Below are 17,395 nucleotides of genomic sequence, written 5' to 3'. Positions count from 1 at the left end.
CATGGCAAAGAAGGCTCTGGTCAACAAGGCCAACAAGAAGCCCAAGTTCGCCGTGCGGGCCTACACCCGGTGCAACAAGTGCGGTCGCCCGCACTCGGTGTTCCGCAAGTTCGGCCTGTGCCGAATCTGCCTGCGCGAGATGGCGCACGCGGGCGAGCTCCCGGGCGTGCAGAAGTCCAGCTGGTGACTTCCAGCCAAGGCTGACGCTTTGACGAACGGCCCCACCTCTTCACCGAGGTGGGGCCGTTTCGCGTCGGTGGGGTTCGTGTCGGTGAGGTTGGGCGTCGGTGGGGTTGGTGCGGCGCAGTCTTATTCGCGCGTCTCGAGTGGACTCGCCGGCACGATCGGGACGCTCACCGAGATCACCGTGGACGCGCCGGATTCGTCGGAGACGAGAACGGCGAAATCGTGGGCGACCGGCCCGGCCATCGCTCGTCGCTGATCCGCGGTCGGGGTGAAAACGAATGTGCCACTGTCGGAATCGAGTGCCACCTGGGTGTCGGTGGTCAGAAAGCTCAGTGCGCGGGATGAGCAGGCTGCGTCGGCCACCGATCCTGACACGGTGCCGGTTTCGGTGTCGATGTCGGTGATGGCGGGGGTGACGTCGAAGACCATGGCCGCGGTGGGATCGGCGGCGTGGCGCCCGCCGCCGGCCGCCATCCGGATCGGGCGGATCGTCGTGGTGCCGGCGTCGTCGGTGAGGAGGATGACGTCGTCGTCGAGCGTGAGGACGGGCCCGTGTGTCGCGTGGCCGTAGAAATCACCGGCTTCGATGGCCGAGCCGTCGGCGTGGAAGACCACGAGAGTTGTCTTCGGCCAACGGGTTTCGGGGCAGAAACGGGTCAGCGGCAGGTATGTGCGACCGTCGTTCGCGATCGCCGGGGGACCGGCCGGTTCTCCGACGACCGTCGCGGACACCACGGTCGCGGAGTTGGGGCGTACCACGGCGAGGGAGACGAGTGGGTCGCCATTCGCCGGGTCGGTGGTGAGCATCGGGAGGTGGGCGGCGCCGTGTCGGTCGAAGTGAACCGAGACCGGGGTCCCGTCCACGCGCGCCTCGCGCTTCGTGCCGTCACCGCAGATGACGGTCACCGTGGTGATGTCCTCGCCTTCCGGCGTGAGGGTCGTCGTCGTGAGGAAGACGCTGCCACTCTCGTCGGCCCGGGCCCAGGCCTGCCCGATGCCCGAGGCCATGACGCGGGACACAGCGTCCGGAGAGATCCCGACGACGGTGTTCTCCCCGGTGAGGGGGTTCGCCAGCGGGAGGTAGAGATGGTCGTCGGGACCGGCGACGGCGTCGCAGTCGCCGACGCCGGACAGAGTCACGGACGATCTGCGTCCATCGGGGTGTACCGCGGTGACAACGACCGAATCGGGTGATCGCGACACCACGTAGACGGCGGTCTCGGTGGGGACCACAGAGGCCAACCGGCCGGGTATCCCGTCGACGGTGTCCAGTGAACCGTCGGGGTGACGGATCACGAGCGTGGCGACCATTGCGTCGAGGTCGACACGATGACGTACAAAGTACAGCGAGTCGCCGTGCCGGGCCCAGATGTCGCCGCCCGCACCGTCGAACACCTGCCCGACGAGTGACAGCTCGCCGGCACCGGCTTCGTGAAGACGGGTTCCATCGGCGTCCGACGTCGAGACCAACACCTTCCCGGACGGTGGCAGGATCAGTCGGCTGTCGGCGCCCGGGATGCGCGGGAGGGTCGATGCGATGCCGTCGAGGCCCAGAGCGGTGAGATAGGTGTAGGTCCGGCCGTCGTCGTCGGGCCAGGTGGTCAGCAGATATCCGACGCCCGCGTCGTCGAATCGAAGGTGATCCGCTGGTAGTCCGAGGATCGGTCCTGTGGTCGACGCCGCCCCGGATGGGTCGATCCGGGTGATCCGCACCGATGTCCGGATGGTGTCCCCGGCGATCTCGGTGAGTTCGGTGAGCTGATGTGCCCGACCGTCGGGGCCGAGGACGACGCCGCGGTCGGGCTCGGTGGGAGAACCCGCGATGGGGATTGACGCCACCGTCATGGACTTCGGCCTGACCACGGAGACCTGGGTGCACCCGTCCCCGCGCTGGGTGGTCACAAAGGCGACGTCCTCGAGTCCGATGACGACCTCGTCGATCTGACAGCCCGGCACGATCACCTGCCCGAGCGAGTACGGGCTCGTGATGGGCAGTGCAACCGTGATCGGCGTCGTGCCGCCGCGGCCGTCGTCGGCGGTGATCATGACCGAGTCGAACCGTGCCGATTCCGGTGCTCCCGGTGCGGTCGCGGCGATACGCGCCTGCAGTGCGGGCGTATAGGTGTACGTGCCCGCAGGTGCGTCATAGGTGAGCACACTGCCGCTCGCCATGCGGAAGGTCCGGTCGCCGGTGGGTGTGACCCCGTGCAGCGTCGTCGGGATCGGGTTCCCGTCCGGATCGGTGAATCGCAACGAGCCGTGCAGGATGCCGGCCGGAGCCGGGCCCGGGGCAGGAGCGGGGGTCGGTTCGGCGGGTTCGCTGTCCGGTATCGGGATGGTCGGTGTCGGGCCGTTCGCGGTGACCGTCACCGCCGCCGACATGCGCTTGCGGCCGAGGAGCGCGGATCCGAGGACGAGACCGCCGACGAGAGCGAATTGAGGGACGGCGCCGGTCGTGTCCGGGCCGTCGGCCGCGGTGAGGAACTGGTCCGGGTCGGTCGACAGGCCGAACGTGTCACGGGCGGCGGGGGTTTCGACGGAGGCGACCGGGCTCTGGGTGCCGAAACGCCGTATCCACCACAGGAGCGTCCACGGCGCCGGGCTGGCCGCACCGGTGCTCCCACCCCCGAGGATGTTGATCCCCAGGAACGTCAGGAGGCCAAGGGCGCCGGTTTCGTGTGGCTGCAGGGGCACGGCGACCGGCGGCGTGGAGGTCTTGAGAAGGGGCGCCCAGGGCGGCGGATTGCGGGACGGTGACACCTCACCGGCGACCTTCGATCGGGTGACGTCGGCGGCTCGAGCGGCGAGGGCTGTGTCCCCCGGCCGCAGGGCGTCGGCTGCAGGCGGTGGCGTGGTCCCGTCACCTGTGTGGTTGGGCGTGTCGGGCTCGGTCGGGCCCGGCTCCTTCTTGACGTCGACATCGAGGGAAGTGTGTCGGGGGGTGGAGTCGGACGAGGATTCCGGGTCGGGCTCGGCATCCTCGGCGGCCGGCGGCACGGCCGGCTCGCCCGCGGATGATCCGTCGCTCTCGGCGGGTGGATCGGGGAACTGCGGGAAGATGTCGTTCTCTGCGACCGGGCCCGAGGGTTCGCCCGTGGTGTCGCCGGAATCGGGGGTCGTCCCGGGGTCGCTACCGGATTCGGGCCCGCTCTCGGCAGCGCCCCCGTCTCCGGAGCCACCCCCATCGGAGTCGCCATCGCCCGACCTGGTGCTGCCCGACCCGGAGTCACCGCCCCCGGACCCGCTACCGCCGGAACCGCTGCCACCGGACCCGCTACCGGAACCGCTGCCGCTGCCGCCGCCCGTATCGCTTCCGCTGGAATCGCTGCCGCCGGAGTTGCCGGAGCCACTGCCGCCGGAGTCGCCGCTACTGGAGTCGCCACCGCCGGAGTCACCGCCGGAGCTCGGGGCGTCGACGCTGTGTGACGCGTCGCCGAACGGGTTCGGCACAGCTGTCGCGGGGGCTTGGCCTCCCGAGTAGAGGGCCAACCCCACGGCAGCTGCGACCGCGAGCGCCCGGACTCGGCGGGGTCGCGCAGTGGACATGGTCATCTTCGGAAGACCTTCGATACGAAGCAGCACATTCGCCGTGAACGACGACGGGTGAGGACCTCACCACCGCGGACACAGTCGATGCTTCTGACGGTAGCCGCTGGTCGTCGCGATCACTAACACTTCGTGGAAGGGTTCATCCGGTCGGATTCCAGCGGATGATCGACGTCCGCACCGACCCTCCGGGCCCCTGAACGGGTGACGTCCAGGTTGTGCTGTTGTGCAGCACTTTCGGTGCCGATCCGGACCGAGGTTCGGATCGTCGGCGGCGCGATGATCCGTTGTCCGGCTTCACCTCGCTCTACGGAGCGTGGTGAAAACCGTCCGACCGGACGACAGTCGTGTCGTGCCGCCGGGCGGGGGTGCTCAGCGTCGTGCCGCCCATTCGTCGACGAGGCGCGGCAGTTTTCGGGCGCCGGCCGCCAGCGACCGCTGGAAGGTGCGGATGGCCAGGGCGTCGGCGACCTTGCCGATCGCCCCGCCCCCGACGCCGTCGTTGTGGACGCGGTAGGTGAGTCGTACCCCGTCGCGGGCATCGTCGAAGGTCGCGGAGATGGTGAACCCGAACGGCGACTCGGTGGAGGTGAACTCGGTCGCCTTCACGGGGTCGACGCGGGTGAACTCGCCGACCCAGTCGACGGTGCGTCCCAGAGCCTTCATCTGGCCCTTCCACGTGGTGCCGACGCGAGTGGGGCCCTCCGACACCGGCACGATGCCGACGACACCCGGCGTGAGCGCCGCGACGTGCTCCGGGACCAGGCAGTACTCCCAGACCACATCGGGCGGCTGCTTGATCACGACTGAGATGGAGGCTTCGGGCATCGTCGAACTCCTGCGGTGGTGGCGGGTGGCCCCCGACGTTACCCACGCGGAGGGAATCCGCAGCGAAAGTGCGGATATGGTGCGCATTTTCGCTACGCACCGTGGTGTTAAGCTCTCACGCCGGGGCGGCTGATCAGTGCGATGGGACGACCCGGTTCCCTGCCTTAAGCCGACGCACGACCGCAGGGAAGGCGGAGATTCTTCGATGGCCAAAGTGATCGCGACGATCAGTTTGAAGGGCGGGGTCGGCAAGACCACGGTGACCGCCGGGCTGGCCGAGTACATGTCGGCCGAGTTCGGTCAGCGGGTGCTGCTCATCGACCTCGACTCACAGATCAACCTGACCACCATGATGATCAGCGAGGAACGCTGGCTCGAGCTGAACACGAATGGTCGGACGCTGGCCACGTTGTTCTCCGATGCGGTCAAGGGCACCCGGTACTTCCGACTCGACGAGGCCATCGAGCGGGGTGTCTCACCGGTGAAGAAGGTGAACTCCGTGGATCTGCTCGCATCGTCGCTCGATCTCATCGAGGTCCAGGAGGATCTGAGTGCGCTGCGTGTCGAGGGGCGGGTGCCCGACGGTGGCACCGGTTTCCTCCGGGAGGCGATCGAGTCGGTGCTCGACTTCTACGACTATGTGCTGATCGACTGCCCGCCCAACATCGGGCCCATCACCCTGAACGGGCTGGCCGCCGCGGACGCCTACATCATCCCCACCATCCCGGATGTGTTGTCCACGTATGGAATCCCGCAGATCCAGACCCGGGTGCGCAAGATCGGCCATGAGATCGGCCGGACGATCGTCGAGCTCGGGGTGGTGATCACGAAGTACAAGGCGAACTCGGCCGTGCACCGGTCGACGGCGATGCGCCTACGCCGTGACCCGACCATCCAGCACGTGTTGCCCAGCTACATCAACGAGGCGAATTCCGTTGCCGCAGCGGCGGAGTTCGCGTCGTACGGGACGCTTCGGGTGAAGTACGGCAACTCCGGACAGTTCGACCAGTTCCGTGGCCTGACCATGGACGTGATGACCGAGGCGCAGGAGAAGATCCGATGAGTTCCGACGACACCCGCCGCCGCATGGAATATCAGGCCGTCGGCGGTGCGCTCGCGCAACTGGACGCGAAGAACCCGCAGGCCGCTCAGCTGATCGCGGGACTGGCCACCGTGATCATCGCCGAGGCGGAGAAGTCCTCCCGGTTCGCGTCGGCCCTCACCGGGGTGGTCGACGCGCTGCGGCCGGTCGACGGCGCGATCGACGGCGCTCCCGTGGCGGCGCGGAAGCGAACGGCGGCGCCGAAGAAGCGGGTGACACGTCAACCGGGTGCGTTCGATCCGTTCGTCGTCTACCGCGAGGGCGGTGGCCAGGAGCTGTCGGCGCGACTCGGCGAACTGACCGTCGACCAGCTCCGCGACATCATCGCCGAGCAGGAACTCGACACCCGCAAGGAGACGAGCCGGAAGCGCAAGCCCGAGGTGCTCGTCGCCTGGATCGTCGAACGCGTCGAGGCGTCCGAGAACAAGGGGAGCGTCTTCCGGTAGGTGTCATCCGGTCGTCGGGCTCAGCGGCCGAGGATGCCGCCCAGCATCCCGCCGGCGCCGGAGCCCGCGGCCCCACCGCCGCCCGTGCCGCCGATGAACCCGCCCGGCGGCAACTCCGACGGCTGCACGACGACGAAGCCCTGGCCGGAGAACGCGAGGGTGAACCGTTCGCCGGTGCTGCGGCCCATCAGGGTGCCGAGGTTGAACGAGTCGTTGGACTTGACCGAGGTCCGCAGACTGGACGACCAGGCGACCGCGGCCTGCGGGTCGGCGTACGTCGCGGCGTCGACGTCGAGGACCACCGGTGTGCCGTCGGTGGTGATCGCGATGCGCCCGCGGCCGGTGAACACGCAGTTGAAAAGGCCCGCGTTGCTCATGGCGCCGGCGCCCTGGACGCGCTGGATGTCGTAGCGGAGCGTCGAATCGAAAGCGAGGACGTTCGCGCCGTTGATCGTGAGGCCGTCGGTGCCGTCGAGGTCGATGAGATGCACGTCCGACGCGGCGTTGGCGAGGAAGAGGTCGCCCCGGCCGGTGACCTTCATCAGTGGGACACCCTCACCGGTCATCGCCTGACGCATCATCCGGCCGAGGCCGCCGGAGCCGAGGGCCTCGAAGTGGAGGTCGCCCTGGTAGGCGACCATCGAACCGGTGCGGGCCATGACCTCGCCAGAGAGGCCGACGCGACACATCTTGCTGCCTTGCTTCTGGATGCCCTGGCCGTTGACCTCGGCGTGGGACGGGGCGAACAGATCGCTGTGCATGGGGACTCCCGTTGATTGGGTCGTGGTCGGAGGCTGGGGCGGAGTGGCCGGCGCCGGCGCGGCCGGTGGTGGTGACTGTGGGTGTGGGACAGGCGTATTCGTGGGCGGCCACGGCTGCGGATCGGTCACGCGCGGTGGCTGGCCCGGAGGTGATGGCGGTGCCGGGTCGTCCTCGACGTCGATACCGAATGCGGACACGAGACCGGCGAGGCCGGAGTCGTAACCCTGGCCGACGGCGCGGACCTTCCAGGTGTCGTTGCGGCGGTAGATCTCGAGACAGACCACGGCGGCCTCGCTGGTCAGACCCGACGGCGTGAAGCCGAGTTCCTCACCGCCGCCGCTCAGGGTCGCGGTCAGGGCGCCGGCGGTCGCGAAGGTGGACGGGCCGGTGCCGTCCAGGCTCGCGGCGACGACGACCGTCGTGATGTCGCGGGGGAGCGCGGCGGTGTCGACGGTGACGATGTCGACCGCTCCCGACGAGCGATAACCGACACCCGGGCCGGTGGGCTGGTTGTAGAAGATCAGGTCGGCGTCGGAGCGGACGCGACCGGCATCGGTGAGCAGGATCGCCGAGGTGTTGACCGGCGACGCGGAACGTACCGACACCGTCACGGCCGACGACGGCAACGGGCGGTTCTCTCCGGCGGACAGCGTGAGCACGCGTCCATTGTGCCAACTCGGCTGAGCGAGTAAATCGCTCCACTGACCGACCGGCGCGCCCCCGATGGGAGGCGCCCCCCCCCGGGGGAAGTGCTCTCCAGAGCGATGCGGCGGACGATGTCTCGCCGGTGCCCGCTGGGGGCTGCGCGGGGGCGGTTCTCAGCGCAGCGGCCTCATCTGCCGCCGAAAAATCAGTGGCGCCCACCAACGGTTCCGCGTAACCATGTTCGGCAACAGTTCGTCACCGGGGCATCCGGGGCGATTGAACGGTGCCGCAACGTGGTTCGCGTCTGTGGAGCGAGGTGAGGGGGCGTCATGGCCGCAGCACTCCTGGCGATCGGGTGCGGTCTCGTCCTGTTCGCGATCATCGTCCTCACGGTTCTCGTCGTCGTGGGAGACGGGCGCCGCCGGGTGAGGTATCGGGAGGGATACGACACCCGACGGCCGACCCTCTGATGTCAGGAGCCTCCGTCAGTCTTCAAGACGGGCAACGGATATCCGGGCGTCAGTGCCCCGAGATGCGGCGGCCCCGGCGGGGTCGGGTGCGGTCGGGTCCGGTCTCGATGGTGATCACATGGGCGGCCCGCCGCGCGTGCGCCGAGAGATCCGGGATGCCCTTCACCGGCTGATGCATCGGCAGCAGGACGTATCCATCCTCCCAAGGGAACCGGCCGTATTCGTCCGGCCAGACCACCTGCAGCGTCGGGGAATCGGGGAACAGCAGGTTGGCGAGGATGAGTTCGTCCTTGTCGACCTGTTCGATCAGCCGCACCGAGACCGCGACCGTCTGCAGACGGATGTCGGTCTGTGTCGCGACCAGGTCGCGCCAGTCCTCGCGGTGCAGCAGGTCGCCGAGTTCGTTCAGGACGTGATGTGCGGTGAGCGGGTCGACGCCGTAGACGGCGAGCTCGGGGATCGAATGCAACGAGAGCCCGGCGGTGTAGGAGAACCCGCAGTCGGCCTCGCGGCTGCCGGCCTCGGGGAACCCTTCGCCGACGGAGGTCACCTGCCAGCCGCAGCGGCGGATGGTCTCGAGGGTCGAGCGGATGACGGGATTGGGATGCCACCGGGGCAGACCTCGGATTGCGGCAGCGTGGTCTGACATGGATCGCTCCTTTGTTCGAAGGGTGCGACCATGACACCACGGGGGTCCGACAACTTTGATCGTCGAAGCCCGAGTGCCGGTCGGGCGCGGGCTCAGTCGGCCGGCCTTCCGCGGATGCCGAAGATCGTGAACACCATCGCACCTGCGGCGAACACCGCGAGCAGCGCGAGGCCGGTGGTGTAGCTGTGGGCGGCGGCGTCGTAGGTGGCACCCATGACCAGCGGCGGGAAGAAGCCGCCCACCCCGCCGGCGGCCCCGACGATGCCGGTCACCGAACCCACCCTCTCGGCCGGTGCGGCCTGGGCGACCCAGCTGAACACCGACCCCGATCCGAGGCCCATGCAGATCGCCATCAGCACGAAGTCGATGCCCGCCGGGATCTCCAACGGGGGTGTGGTCATCATCCAGACGGCGAGGACCACCGCCCCGGCGCACGAGATCACCGTGATGATCCGCGGCCCGAACCGGTCGGACAGGATTCCGCCGAGCGGTCTGGCGAGCACGGCGGCGATGGCGAAACCCGCGGTCCGGGTGCCGGCCGCCTGCAGATCGAAGTCGTAGACGTCCTTGAGATAGGTCGGCAGGTAGGTGCTGAACGCGACGAAGCCGCCGAACGTGGCGGCATAGAGGAAGCCGAGTTGCCAGGTGACGGGCAGCTTCGCAGCGCCGATGAGCTTCGGCACCACGGAGTCGTGCGACGGGACCCAGCGCGGTGAGTCGCGCAGGAACATCCAGCAGACCACCGCGGTCGCCGCCAGCGCCACCGCGATGATGACGTGGGTGGCGACGTAGCCGAACCACGACACGAATCGGGGGGTGAAGAACGCCGACAGCGCGGTGCCGCCCATGCCGGCTCCGAACACCCCGGTGGCGAAGCCGCGACGCGACTTGTCGTACCAGGCGTTCACGAAGGGGATACCCACCGCGAACGTCGTACCGGCGACGCCGAGGAGGAACCCGGCGACGAGAAGCAAGGGGTAACTCGCGAGGCGACCGGCCAAGGCCACCAGCAACACGAACGGGATCGTGACGACCAGGAGCACCGTGAACATGAGACGCCCGCCGAAGCGGTCGGTCAGGGCGCCGGTGAGGATGCGGCCCAGCGATCCCACCAGAACGGGGATCGCGACGAGGACCGACTTCTGGCTCGCCGACAGGTCGAGCTGATCGGTGTAGACCACTCCGAGAGGACCGATGAGATTCCAGGCCCAGAAGCTGATCGTGAAGGCCCACGTCGCGAGCGCGAGATTGATCGCCTGCGACCCGGTCGTGGTCCGGGTGGCCGCGATGTCGGCCGTCATCGGTCACGGTCCTTCACCCCGACCGGGGCCCAGCCGGGACGCGCCGGCTGGTTGCCCGGCGCCGGGCGGCGGTCTCGGCTCCGGTAGACGATGTACGGCCGGAACAGGTAGTGCACGGGAGCGGTGAAGATGTGTACGAGCCGGGTGAAGGGCACCATCGCGAACAGGAGCATCCCGATCAGGACGTGCACGTGAAAACGCAACGGCGCCTGCACCATCGCCGAGACATCCGGTTGGAGAACGAAGATCGACCGGAACCATGGGGACACGGTCTCCCGGTAGTTCACGCCGTGTGCGTGCGGGTCCGCAGTACCGATGATCGTGATGTAGGTCCCGGCGATCAGTGCGGTGGTGAGCACGAGATACATCGCTTTGTCGTTCCTGGTGGTGGCCATGAACACCGGACCGGTGGTACGGCGCCGGTAGATGAGCATGCCCACACCGACGAGCGTCGCGACCGCCGCCAGCAACCCGAAGATCGCCGCGCCCCAGTGATAGGTCGTCTCGCTGACACCGATCGCCTCGGTCCACGACTCCGGGATCAGCAGGCCCATCGCGTGGCCGACGATGACGACGAGGATCCCGTAGTGGAACAGCGGCGAGGCGACTCGTAACAAACGGGACTCGTAGAGTTCCGACGACCTCGTGGTCCAGCCGAACTTGTCATATCGGTACCGCCAGACGGTGCCGCCGATCAGCAGCCCGAGCGTCACGTACGGCAGTACGCCCCAGAGGAAGATGTCCACGCGTCACCTCACGGTCGGTTCGGGATCGGGGGTCGTGATGAGGTCGGATCGATGGGGAGCAACCGCGGATCGAACGGTTCCAGGCCCACGGTTTCGACGGGGACCGGCCGGCATCGGGCCAGTGCCGTCTCGCGGTCGGGCGGCGACGGACTCGGCAGCGTCATGCACACCGCAGCCACCGCACCGGCATAGGGTGAGTCCGACTCCAGCAACGAGAACTTGATGAGTTCGAGTGCCGCTCGGTGCTTTTCGAGTAGTTCGATGCCGCGTCGCGGATCGGCCCGCGCGCTGAACTCGAGGACGATCGGGAGGTGGTCGGGAAGCTCACCGTGGAGGTCGACGAGGAACCCGCTGTCCCGGTAGACCTGCTTGAATTCGCCGAGTGAGGTTCCGCGCCGACGGGTGTCGCCGTCCGACCAGTAGGACAGGTACAGGGTGGATCGCTTCGACAGGTCGAACAGGGTGATGTAGTCGCGACGCAGGGTCATCGCGTCCCCGTCGGCGAGATGGTCGACCGTGCGCCGCAGCGACCGCACCGCGGCCTCGTCGCCCTGTTCGTCGAGAGCGGCGCGCATGAGGTCGATCCGGGAGAGCAGGTCGTCGTCGGGATAGCCCAGGCACCAGGAGCTGATCTGGTGGATCACCCGGACACCCGTCGATGTTCGTGCGGCTCGGTCGAAGAGGGAGAGCGTTCTCATCCGCGCTCACCCCGTTCGTTCTCGGCGCGGTCCGGGAACATCCCGTCGGGAACGCCGTTGCCGTCCCAGTTCAACAGGTTGGTACGACCGGCCATCGTGTGGGACCCGGCCGCGGTGTCGGTGGTCTGACGTTGCCGTAGCGCGTGGAAGGTCTCCACCGAGACCGGCGCCGGACGACCGCTGGCCTCGCCGAACGCGGACGAGTCGAACATCCCCGGTCCCTCGTCGTAGTCGAGCGCGCAGGCCATTTCGTCGAGTTTCTCGGCCTGCTCGAGATGGGCAGTCGGGATCACGTACCGCTCATCGTATTTCGCGATCGCCATCAGCCGGTACATCTCGTAGATCTGTTCCTCGGTCATCCCCACGGCGGCGGGGATGTCGCCGTCGGGATCGCGTCCGAGAGTGACATCACGCATGTACGACCGCATCGCCGCGAGGCGGCGCAACACCGAGTCGATGACGGTGGTGTCACCGGCGGTGAACAGTTCGGCGAGGTACTCGACCGGGATACGCAGCGCCTCGATGGCGCCGAAGAGGGTTCCCGGGCTCTCCGCGTCGTGTCCTTGCTCGGCCAGCAGGTCGACGATCGGGGACAGCGGCGGGACGTACCAGACCATCGGCATGGTGCGGTATTCCGGATGCAGCGGAAGTGCGACCCGATACTTCTTGGCCAGCGCGTACACCGGTGAGCGGCGCGCCGCCGCCAGCCAGTCGTCGGGGATCCCGTCGGCCCGAGCCGCCGCGAGGACCTCGGGGTCGTCGGGGTCCAGCATCAGATCGAGTTGGGCCCCGTAAAGATCCTGCTCATCCGGGGTGGACGCGGCCGCGGTGACGGCGTCGGCGTCGTACAGGAAGATCCCGAGGTAGCGCAGGCGTCCGACGCAGGTCTCCGAACACACGGTGGGTTGACCCACCTCGATGCGCGGATAGCACAGGGTGCACTTCTCGGCCTTACCGGACTTGTGGTTGAAATAGATCTTCTTGTACGGACATCCGGTGATGCACTGACGCCAGCCGCGGCACCGGTCCTGGTCCACGAGCACGATCCCGTCCTCGCTGCGCTTGTAGATCGCCCCGGACGGGCACGACGCCATGCACGAAGGATTGAGGCAGTGCTCGCAGATCCGCGGCAGATAGAACATGAAGGTCTGCTCGAACCCGAGTTTGACCGCGTCCTCGCTGTCGCGCCGGAGCTTCTCGACGATGGGGTCGTGCGGCACGTGTTCTGTTGCGCCACCGAGGTTGTCGTCCCAGTTCGCCGACCAGGTCACCTTGGTGTCCTCGCCGGTGAGCAGGGATTTGGGACGCGCGACGGGGAAGTCGTCACCGAGCGGGGCATCGATCAGCGTCTGGTAGTCGTAGGTCCACGGCTCGTAGTAGTCGTTGATCGTGGGCTGCACGGGACTGGCGAACAGGGTCAACAGCTTCTGGAGCCGTCCCCCGGTGCGCAACCGCAACTTCCCGTTGCGGTTGAGTCGCCATCCACCGCGCCAGGTGTCCTGATCCTCATAACGCCGTGGATAACCCTGCCCGGGACGGGTTTCGACGTTGTTGAACCACACGTACTCGGTGCCCGACCGGTTGGTCCAGGCCTGCTTGCAGGTCACCGAGCAGGTGTGGCATCCGATGCACTTGTCGAGATTCATCACCATCCCGACCTGGGCCATGACTCGCATCAGTACGTCACCTCCTGGCTGCGCTTGCGGATCGTCGACACCATGTCGCGTTGATTGCCGGTGGGGCCGAGATAGTTGAAGGCGTAGGACAACTGGGCGTATCCACCGATGAGGTGAGTGGGTTTGACGAGAAGTCGGGTGGGGGAGTTGTGGATTCCGCCGCGGCGCCCGGTCGCCTCCGACTTGGGTACGTCGATGGTGCGCTCCTGCGCGTGATGTACGTAGCAGACGCCCTCGGGCATCCGGTGACTCACGATCGCGCGGCAGACGAACACCCCGTTGGCGTTGACGCATTCGATCCAGTCGTTGTCGGACACCTCGATCGACGCGGCGTCCTGCGGACTCAGCCAGGCGACCGGACCACCACGCGACAGCGACAGCATGAACAGGTTGTCCTGGTACTCGGAGTGGATCGACCACTTGCTGTGCGGCGTCAGGTAACGCACCGTGATCTCGCGCGCGCCGTCGGGACCGAGTCGCGGTTCGCCGAACAGTCGGTGCATGTCCAGTGGGGGTCGGTAGATCGGCAGCGACTCGCCCATGTCGATCATCCAGTCGTGATCGAGGTAGAAGTGCATGCGTCCGGTGAGTGTGTGAAAAGGCTTGAGCCGCTCGATGTTCACGGTGAACGGGGCGTACCGCCGACCGCCGGTCTCGGAGCCGGACCATTCCGGCGAGGTGATCACCGGAACGGGTGCCTTCTGGGTGTCGGCGAACCTGATCCGCTTCTCCTCCGAACCCCGTGCGAGGTCGTCGAGTTGCACACCCACGCGGGTCTGGAGCTGTTCGAAACCGGCCACCGCGAGTGCGCCGTTGGTGGTGCCGGACAGCGTGAGGATCGCCTCGGCGAGCTTCTCGTCGGTGTCGATCGCCGGGCGGCCTTCGCCGGCACCGCTCGGCATGACGCCGTTGGCCTCGGCGAGCGTCCGCGTGTGTTCCTCGAGAGGGTAGGTCACGCTCTTGACGGTGAAGCCCAGAGTGTCGGCCAGCGGTCCGATCGTCGCGAGCTTGTCGGCGATCGCCGTGTAATCACGTTCGACGACACTGAAGTTCGGCATGTTCCGACCAGGTGTGCCACGCACGCCGGTGTCGCGCCAGTCGACGACCCGCCCGTGCGGTTGGGCGGTTTCCCCGGGGGTGTCGTGCTGCATCGGCGCACTCACGAGGTCGTGACGTGTCCCGAGGTGCGTCCGCGCGAGCTCCGACAACTTGCGGGCGAGCCGGTGGAACAGCTCGAAGTCCGACTTCGCCTCCCAGGGGGGAGCGATGGCCGGGGTGAACGCATGGACGAAGGGGTGCATGTCGGTGGACGAGAGATCGTACTTCTCGTACCAGGTCGCCGCAGGCAGCACGATGTCGGACAACAGCGTCGTGGAGGTCATGCGGAAGTCGGCGGACAGCAGCAGGTCGAGTTTCCCCTCGGGAGGCCGGTCATGCCACCGGATCTCGCTCGGACGCGGTGCCTCGGGATCTTCGGTCCCCAGCACGTTGTGATGTGTGCCGAGCAGAGTCCGCAGGAAGTACTCGTTGCCCTTGGCCGACGAACCGAGCAGGTTCGACCGCCACAGGACGAGAGTTCGCGGCCAGTTCTCCGGCGCGTCGACATCGGAGATGGCGGGTGTCAGGTCGCCGGTGTGCAGACGGTCGGCGACGTAACCGGCCACGTCGTCGGCGTCTCCACGGTCGACCGCTGCGGTGGCCTCGTCGGCGACGTCGAGGGGATTCGCCGAGAACTGCGGGTAGAAGGGCATCCACCCGAGCCGCGCGGACTGTGCGATCGCGTCGGCGGTGTGCTCGTGGTCCATCGAGCCGCGCGCCAGCGGGGAGGCGAGTGACGCGGTGGAATATCCGTCGTTGCGCCACTGCCCGGTGTGCATGTACCAGTACGACGTCCCGGTCATCGTCCGAGGCGGACGCGACCAGTCGAGCGCGTTCGCCAGCGACACCCAACCGGTGATCGGACGACACTTCTCCTGCCCGACGTAGTGTGCCCAGCCGCCCCCGTTCCGGCCCATACAGCCGGTGAGGATGAGCAGCGAGAGGATCGCGCGGTAGGTCGCGTCGCCGTGGAACCATTGGCAGATTCCGGCGCCCATGATGATCATCGAGCGGCCCTGCGACTCTTCGGCATTGGCAGCGAATTCGCGGGCGACGCGGATCGCGGCCTCGGCCGGGACGCCGGTGATCTCGGCCTGCCACGCCGGGGTGTAGGGCGTGGTCGCGTCGTCGTAGCCGGTGGGCCACTCGCCGGGAAGCCCGTCCCGGGCGACGCCGTACTGCGCGAGCATCAGGTCGAAGACGGTCGTGACGAGGCGGCCGTTGATCCGCCGGGCCGGGACACCGCGGCGGACCACCGAGCCGCTGCCGTCCGGTGCGTCGAAGACCGGGAAGGACACCGAGACGAGCTCCGCGTCGGGACCCAGGAGAGTCAGGGCGGGCCGCACGCCCTCGAGGTCGAGATTCCACCGTCCCACGCCGGACTCGGCGTACCGGAACCCCACCGAACCGTTCGGCACCGCGGGACCGTCGCGGTCCTCGTCCCAGAACACGGTCTTCCAGACGTCCTCGGCGGTGTAACCGGAGCCGACTTCGTCGGCGGTGGGGCCGGAGCCGACTTCGTCGGCGGTGGGGCTGGAGCCGACTTCGTCGGCGGTGACGAACTTGCCCGCCACCAGCGTGTCCTGGTCGTCGTGCTCGTCGAGGCGGATGAGGAACGGGAGGTCGGTGTAGGTGCGGACGTAGGAGTCGAAGAAGTCGGTCGTGCGGTCGCGGAAGAACTCGGTCAGGATGACGTGGCCCATGGCCATCGCGAGAGCGGCGTCGGTGCCGGCCTGCGCTGGTAGCCACTCGTCGGCGAACTTGGTGTTGTCGGCGTAATCGGGACTGACGGCGACCACCTTGGTGCCGCGATAGCGAACCTCGGCCATCCAGTGTGCGTCCGGGGTACGGGTGACGGGCACGTTCGATCCCCACATCATCAGGTAGGTCGCGTCCCACCAGTCCCCGGATTCCGGGACGTCGGTCTGGTCGCCGAACACCTGCGGACTCGCCACGGGCAGGTCGGCGTACCAGTCGTAGAACGACGTCATGACGCCGCCGATGAGCTGGATGAAGCGCGTGCCGACGCAGTGGCTCACGATCGACATCGCGGGGATCGGCGAGAATCCCGCACACCGGTCGGGCCCGTAGGTCTTGATGGTGTGGACATGTGCCGCGGCCGCCATCTCGGTGGCTTCGTCCCAGCTCACCCGCACCAGGCCGCCTTTGCCCCGGGCCTGCTGGTAGGAGCGGCGCCGGAGCGGATCGGACACAACATCGGCCCAGGCGAGGACGGGGTCACCGAGCCGGGCTCTCGCCTCGCGGTACATCTCGACGAGAACGCCTCGCGCGTACGGGTGCCGAACACGCGTGGGGGAGTAGGTATACCAGGAGAATGCGGCGCCGCGCGGACATCCGCGTGGCTCGTACTCGGGTCGGTCGGGTCCCACCGACGGGTAGTCGGTTTCCTGGGTCTCCCAGGTGATGATCCCGTCCTTGACGTAGACCTTCCACGAGCACGAACCGGTGCAGTTCACCCCGTGCGTGGAACGGACGATCTTGTCGTGGCTCCACCGGTCTCGATAGAAGACGTCGCCGGCGCGCCCACCGTCACGGAATACTGCGCGACGGTCGTCGGTCTCGTCCCAACGCGTGAAGAACTTGCCGATGTTCAGAAGGGCAGTGGCTGCAGTGCCCTGAGTGTCGCCGGACCGGGCCATGCGCGCCACGATACACATCTGTGTCAGGCGATATCTGCTATTTCCTCGATTCGACGCGAATGCGACAAACAATCTCAAGAATGGTGTGTCGGGAAATCAAATCCGCACTCGAACAATTGCGGACCCCAGGGCAGGTTGCGCTCATCGATTGCGTAGGTCCGACGTGCTTCGGCGTCGTGGGTCAGTGCGTGGCGACTGTCAGCAGCACCGCGGAATCCTCGCGGGCGGTGAGTCCGTGACGCTCGGGAGGGATCGTGACGAGGTCGCCCTGCCGGCCATCCCAGTTGTGCTCGCCCGTCTTGAGGGAGACGTGGCCCCGGAGGACGTGAAGGGTTGCCTCGGTGGGGCTTTCGTGATCGGACAACGTGGCTCCGGCGACCAGCGCGATAACCGTCTGTCGCAGGTGCCGTGAGGAGTCGCCGTACAGCGTGTGCGCAGCGCGACGGCTCCTGGCCCCATGTGCGGTGGTCAGGAGCTCGTCGACGAGTTCGGGCAGCCGGGTCGAGTGCATGGCTCGACGATGGCATACGGCGCGCACGATGGTTGTGGTTCTGCCGATCGACGCCGATCTGTTGCCGACCG

General features: G+C 67.7%; 14 protein-coding genes. 4 read left to right on the top strand and 10 right to left on the bottom strand.

What is annotated here, in order from left to right; translation table 11 throughout:
• Position 1: 1 nt before the first annotated feature.
• Positions 2–187, top strand: a complete 186-nt coding sequence (locus tag LQD00_RS19385; protein WP_232718887.1) for a type Z 30S ribosomal protein S14 — start codon at positions 2–4, stop codon at positions 185–187.
• Between the two features lie 122 nt (positions 188–309).
• On the opposite strand, the gene LQD00_RS19380 is transcribed toward LQD00_RS19385, so the two are convergent.
• Positions 310–3,738 (bottom strand): hypothetical protein, encoded by a 3,429-nt coding sequence (locus tag LQD00_RS19380; protein ID WP_232718879.1) that lies wholly within the window; start codon positions 3,736–3,738, stop codon positions 310–312.
• 366 nt (positions 3,739–4,104) lie between these two features.
• Positions 4,105–4,560 (bottom strand): SRPBCC family protein, encoded by a 456-nt coding sequence (locus tag LQD00_RS19375; protein ID WP_127962567.1) that lies wholly within the window; start codon positions 4,558–4,560, stop codon positions 4,105–4,107.
• A gap of 205 nt (positions 4,561–4,765) precedes the next feature.
• On the opposite strand from LQD00_RS19375, the gene LQD00_RS19370 reads away from it, so the two are divergent.
• On the top strand, positions 4,766–5,623 hold the full coding sequence (locus tag LQD00_RS19370) for a ParA family protein (protein WP_232718877.1): 858 nt from the start codon (positions 4,766–4,768) through the stop codon (positions 5,621–5,623).
• A complete protein-coding gene (locus LQD00_RS19365; protein ID WP_232718876.1) occupies positions 5,620–6,108 on the top strand; it encodes a hypothetical protein in 489 nt (162 codons plus the stop codon). Before LQD00_RS19370 ends, LQD00_RS19365 begins: the two co-directional genes overlap by 4 nt.
• 20 nt (positions 6,109–6,128) lie before the next feature.
• On the opposite strand, the gene LQD00_RS19360 is transcribed toward LQD00_RS19365, so the two are convergent.
• On the bottom strand, positions 6,129–7,529 hold the full coding sequence (locus LQD00_RS19360) for an AIM24 family protein (protein WP_232718874.1): 1,401 nt from the start codon (positions 7,527–7,529) through the stop codon (positions 6,129–6,131).
• Between the two features lie 315 nt (positions 7,530–7,844).
• Between LQD00_RS19360 and LQD00_RS19355 the strand changes: the two genes are divergently transcribed.
• Positions 7,845–7,985 (top strand): hypothetical protein, encoded by a 141-nt coding sequence (locus LQD00_RS19355; protein WP_232718871.1) that lies wholly within the window; start codon positions 7,845–7,847, stop codon positions 7,983–7,985.
• A 49-nt stretch (positions 7,986–8,034) separates the two neighbouring features.
• Here the strand turns inward: LQD00_RS19355 and LQD00_RS19350 are convergent, their stop codons facing one another.
• The 7 genes from LQD00_RS19350 to LQD00_RS19320 all read right to left on the bottom strand — a co-directional run bounded on the left by LQD00_RS19350 (position 8,035) and on the right by LQD00_RS19320 (position 17,324).
• Positions 8,035–8,634, bottom strand: coding sequence for a DUF4262 domain-containing protein (locus LQD00_RS19350; RefSeq protein ID WP_232718869.1), 600 nt, complete (start codon positions 8,632–8,634; stop codon positions 8,035–8,037).
• A 92-nt stretch (positions 8,635–8,726) separates the two neighbouring features.
• Complete coding sequence (locus tag LQD00_RS19345; RefSeq protein ID WP_232718862.1) at positions 8,727–9,935, bottom strand: MFS transporter; 1,209 nt, start codon at positions 9,933–9,935, stop codon at positions 8,727–8,729.
• Complete coding sequence (narI, locus tag LQD00_RS19340) at positions 9,932–10,681, bottom strand: respiratory nitrate reductase subunit gamma (protein ID WP_232718860.1); 750 nt, start codon at positions 10,679–10,681, stop codon at positions 9,932–9,934. Before narI ends, LQD00_RS19345 begins: the two co-directional genes overlap by 4 nt.
• Positions 10,682–10,689: 8 nt before the next feature.
• Complete coding sequence (gene narJ / locus LQD00_RS19335) at positions 10,690–11,379, bottom strand: nitrate reductase molybdenum cofactor assembly chaperone (RefSeq protein WP_232718859.1); 690 nt, start codon at positions 11,377–11,379, stop codon at positions 10,690–10,692.
• Entirely contained in the window at positions 11,376–13,055 is a 1,680-nt protein-coding gene (narH, locus tag LQD00_RS19330; RefSeq protein ID WP_232718856.1) for a nitrate reductase subunit beta, read from the bottom strand. Before narH ends, narJ begins: the two co-directional genes overlap by 4 nt.
• Positions 13,055–16,813 (bottom strand): nitrate reductase subunit alpha, encoded by a 3,759-nt coding sequence (locus LQD00_RS19325; RefSeq protein WP_232718854.1) that lies wholly within the window; start codon positions 16,811–16,813, stop codon positions 13,055–13,057. Before LQD00_RS19325 ends, narH begins: the two co-directional genes overlap by 1 nt.
• A gap of 181 nt (positions 16,814–16,994) precedes the next feature.
• Positions 16,995–17,324: a cupin domain-containing protein gene (locus LQD00_RS19320; protein WP_006360202.1), complete on the bottom strand. Its 330-nt coding sequence runs from the start codon at positions 17,322–17,324 to the stop codon at positions 16,995–16,997.
• Positions 17,325–17,395: the final 71 nt, after the last annotated feature.

Source organism: Gordonia metallireducens, from assembly GCF_021245825.1.
Classification (GTDB): domain Bacteria; phylum Actinomycetota; class Actinomycetes; order Mycobacteriales; family Mycobacteriaceae; genus Gordonia; species Gordonia namibiensis.
The sequence above is the reverse complement of the archived record's forward strand: the minus strand, read 5'-3'. Positions and strand labels throughout refer to the sequence as shown.

Bases quoted from the DNA above. Each gene is read 5' to 3' on its own strand.
- LQD00_RS19385 (WP_232718887.1), top strand. From the start codon at position 2: ATGGCAAAGAAGGCTCTGGTCAACAAGGCCAACAAGAAGCCCAAGTTC.
- LQD00_RS19380 (WP_232718879.1), bottom strand. From the start codon at position 3,738: ATGACCATGTCCACTGCGCGACCCCGCCGAGTCCGGGCGCTCGCGGTC.
- LQD00_RS19375 (WP_127962567.1), bottom strand. From the start codon at position 4,560: ATGCCCGAAGCCTCCATCTCAGTCGTGATCAAGCAGCCGCCCGATGTG.
- LQD00_RS19370 (WP_232718877.1), top strand. From the start codon at position 4,766: ATGGCCAAAGTGATCGCGACGATCAGTTTGAAGGGCGGGGTCGGCAAG.
- LQD00_RS19365 (WP_232718876.1), top strand. From the start codon at position 5,620: ATGAGTTCCGACGACACCCGCCGCCGCATGGAATATCAGGCCGTCGGC.
- LQD00_RS19355 (WP_232718871.1), top strand. From the start codon at position 7,845: ATGGCCGCAGCACTCCTGGCGATCGGGTGCGGTCTCGTCCTGTTCGCG.
- LQD00_RS19350 (WP_232718869.1), bottom strand. From the start codon at position 8,634: ATGTCAGACCACGCTGCCGCAATCCGAGGTCTGCCCCGGTGGCATCCC.
- LQD00_RS19345 (WP_232718862.1), bottom strand. From the start codon at position 9,935: ATGACGGCCGACATCGCGGCCACCCGGACCACGACCGGGTCGCAGGCG.
- narJ (WP_232718859.1), bottom strand. From the start codon at position 11,379: ATGAGAACGCTCTCCCTCTTCGACCGAGCCGCACGAACATCGACGGGT.
- narH (WP_232718856.1), bottom strand. From the start codon at position 13,055: ATGCGAGTCATGGCCCAGGTCGGGATGGTGATGAATCTCGACAAGTGC.
- LQD00_RS19325 (WP_232718854.1), bottom strand. From the start codon at position 16,813: ATGGCCCGGTCCGGCGACACTCAGGGCACTGCAGCCACTGCCCTTCTG.
- LQD00_RS19320 (WP_006360202.1), bottom strand. From the start codon at position 17,324: ATGCACTCGACCCGGCTGCCCGAACTCGTCGACGAGCTCCTGACCACC.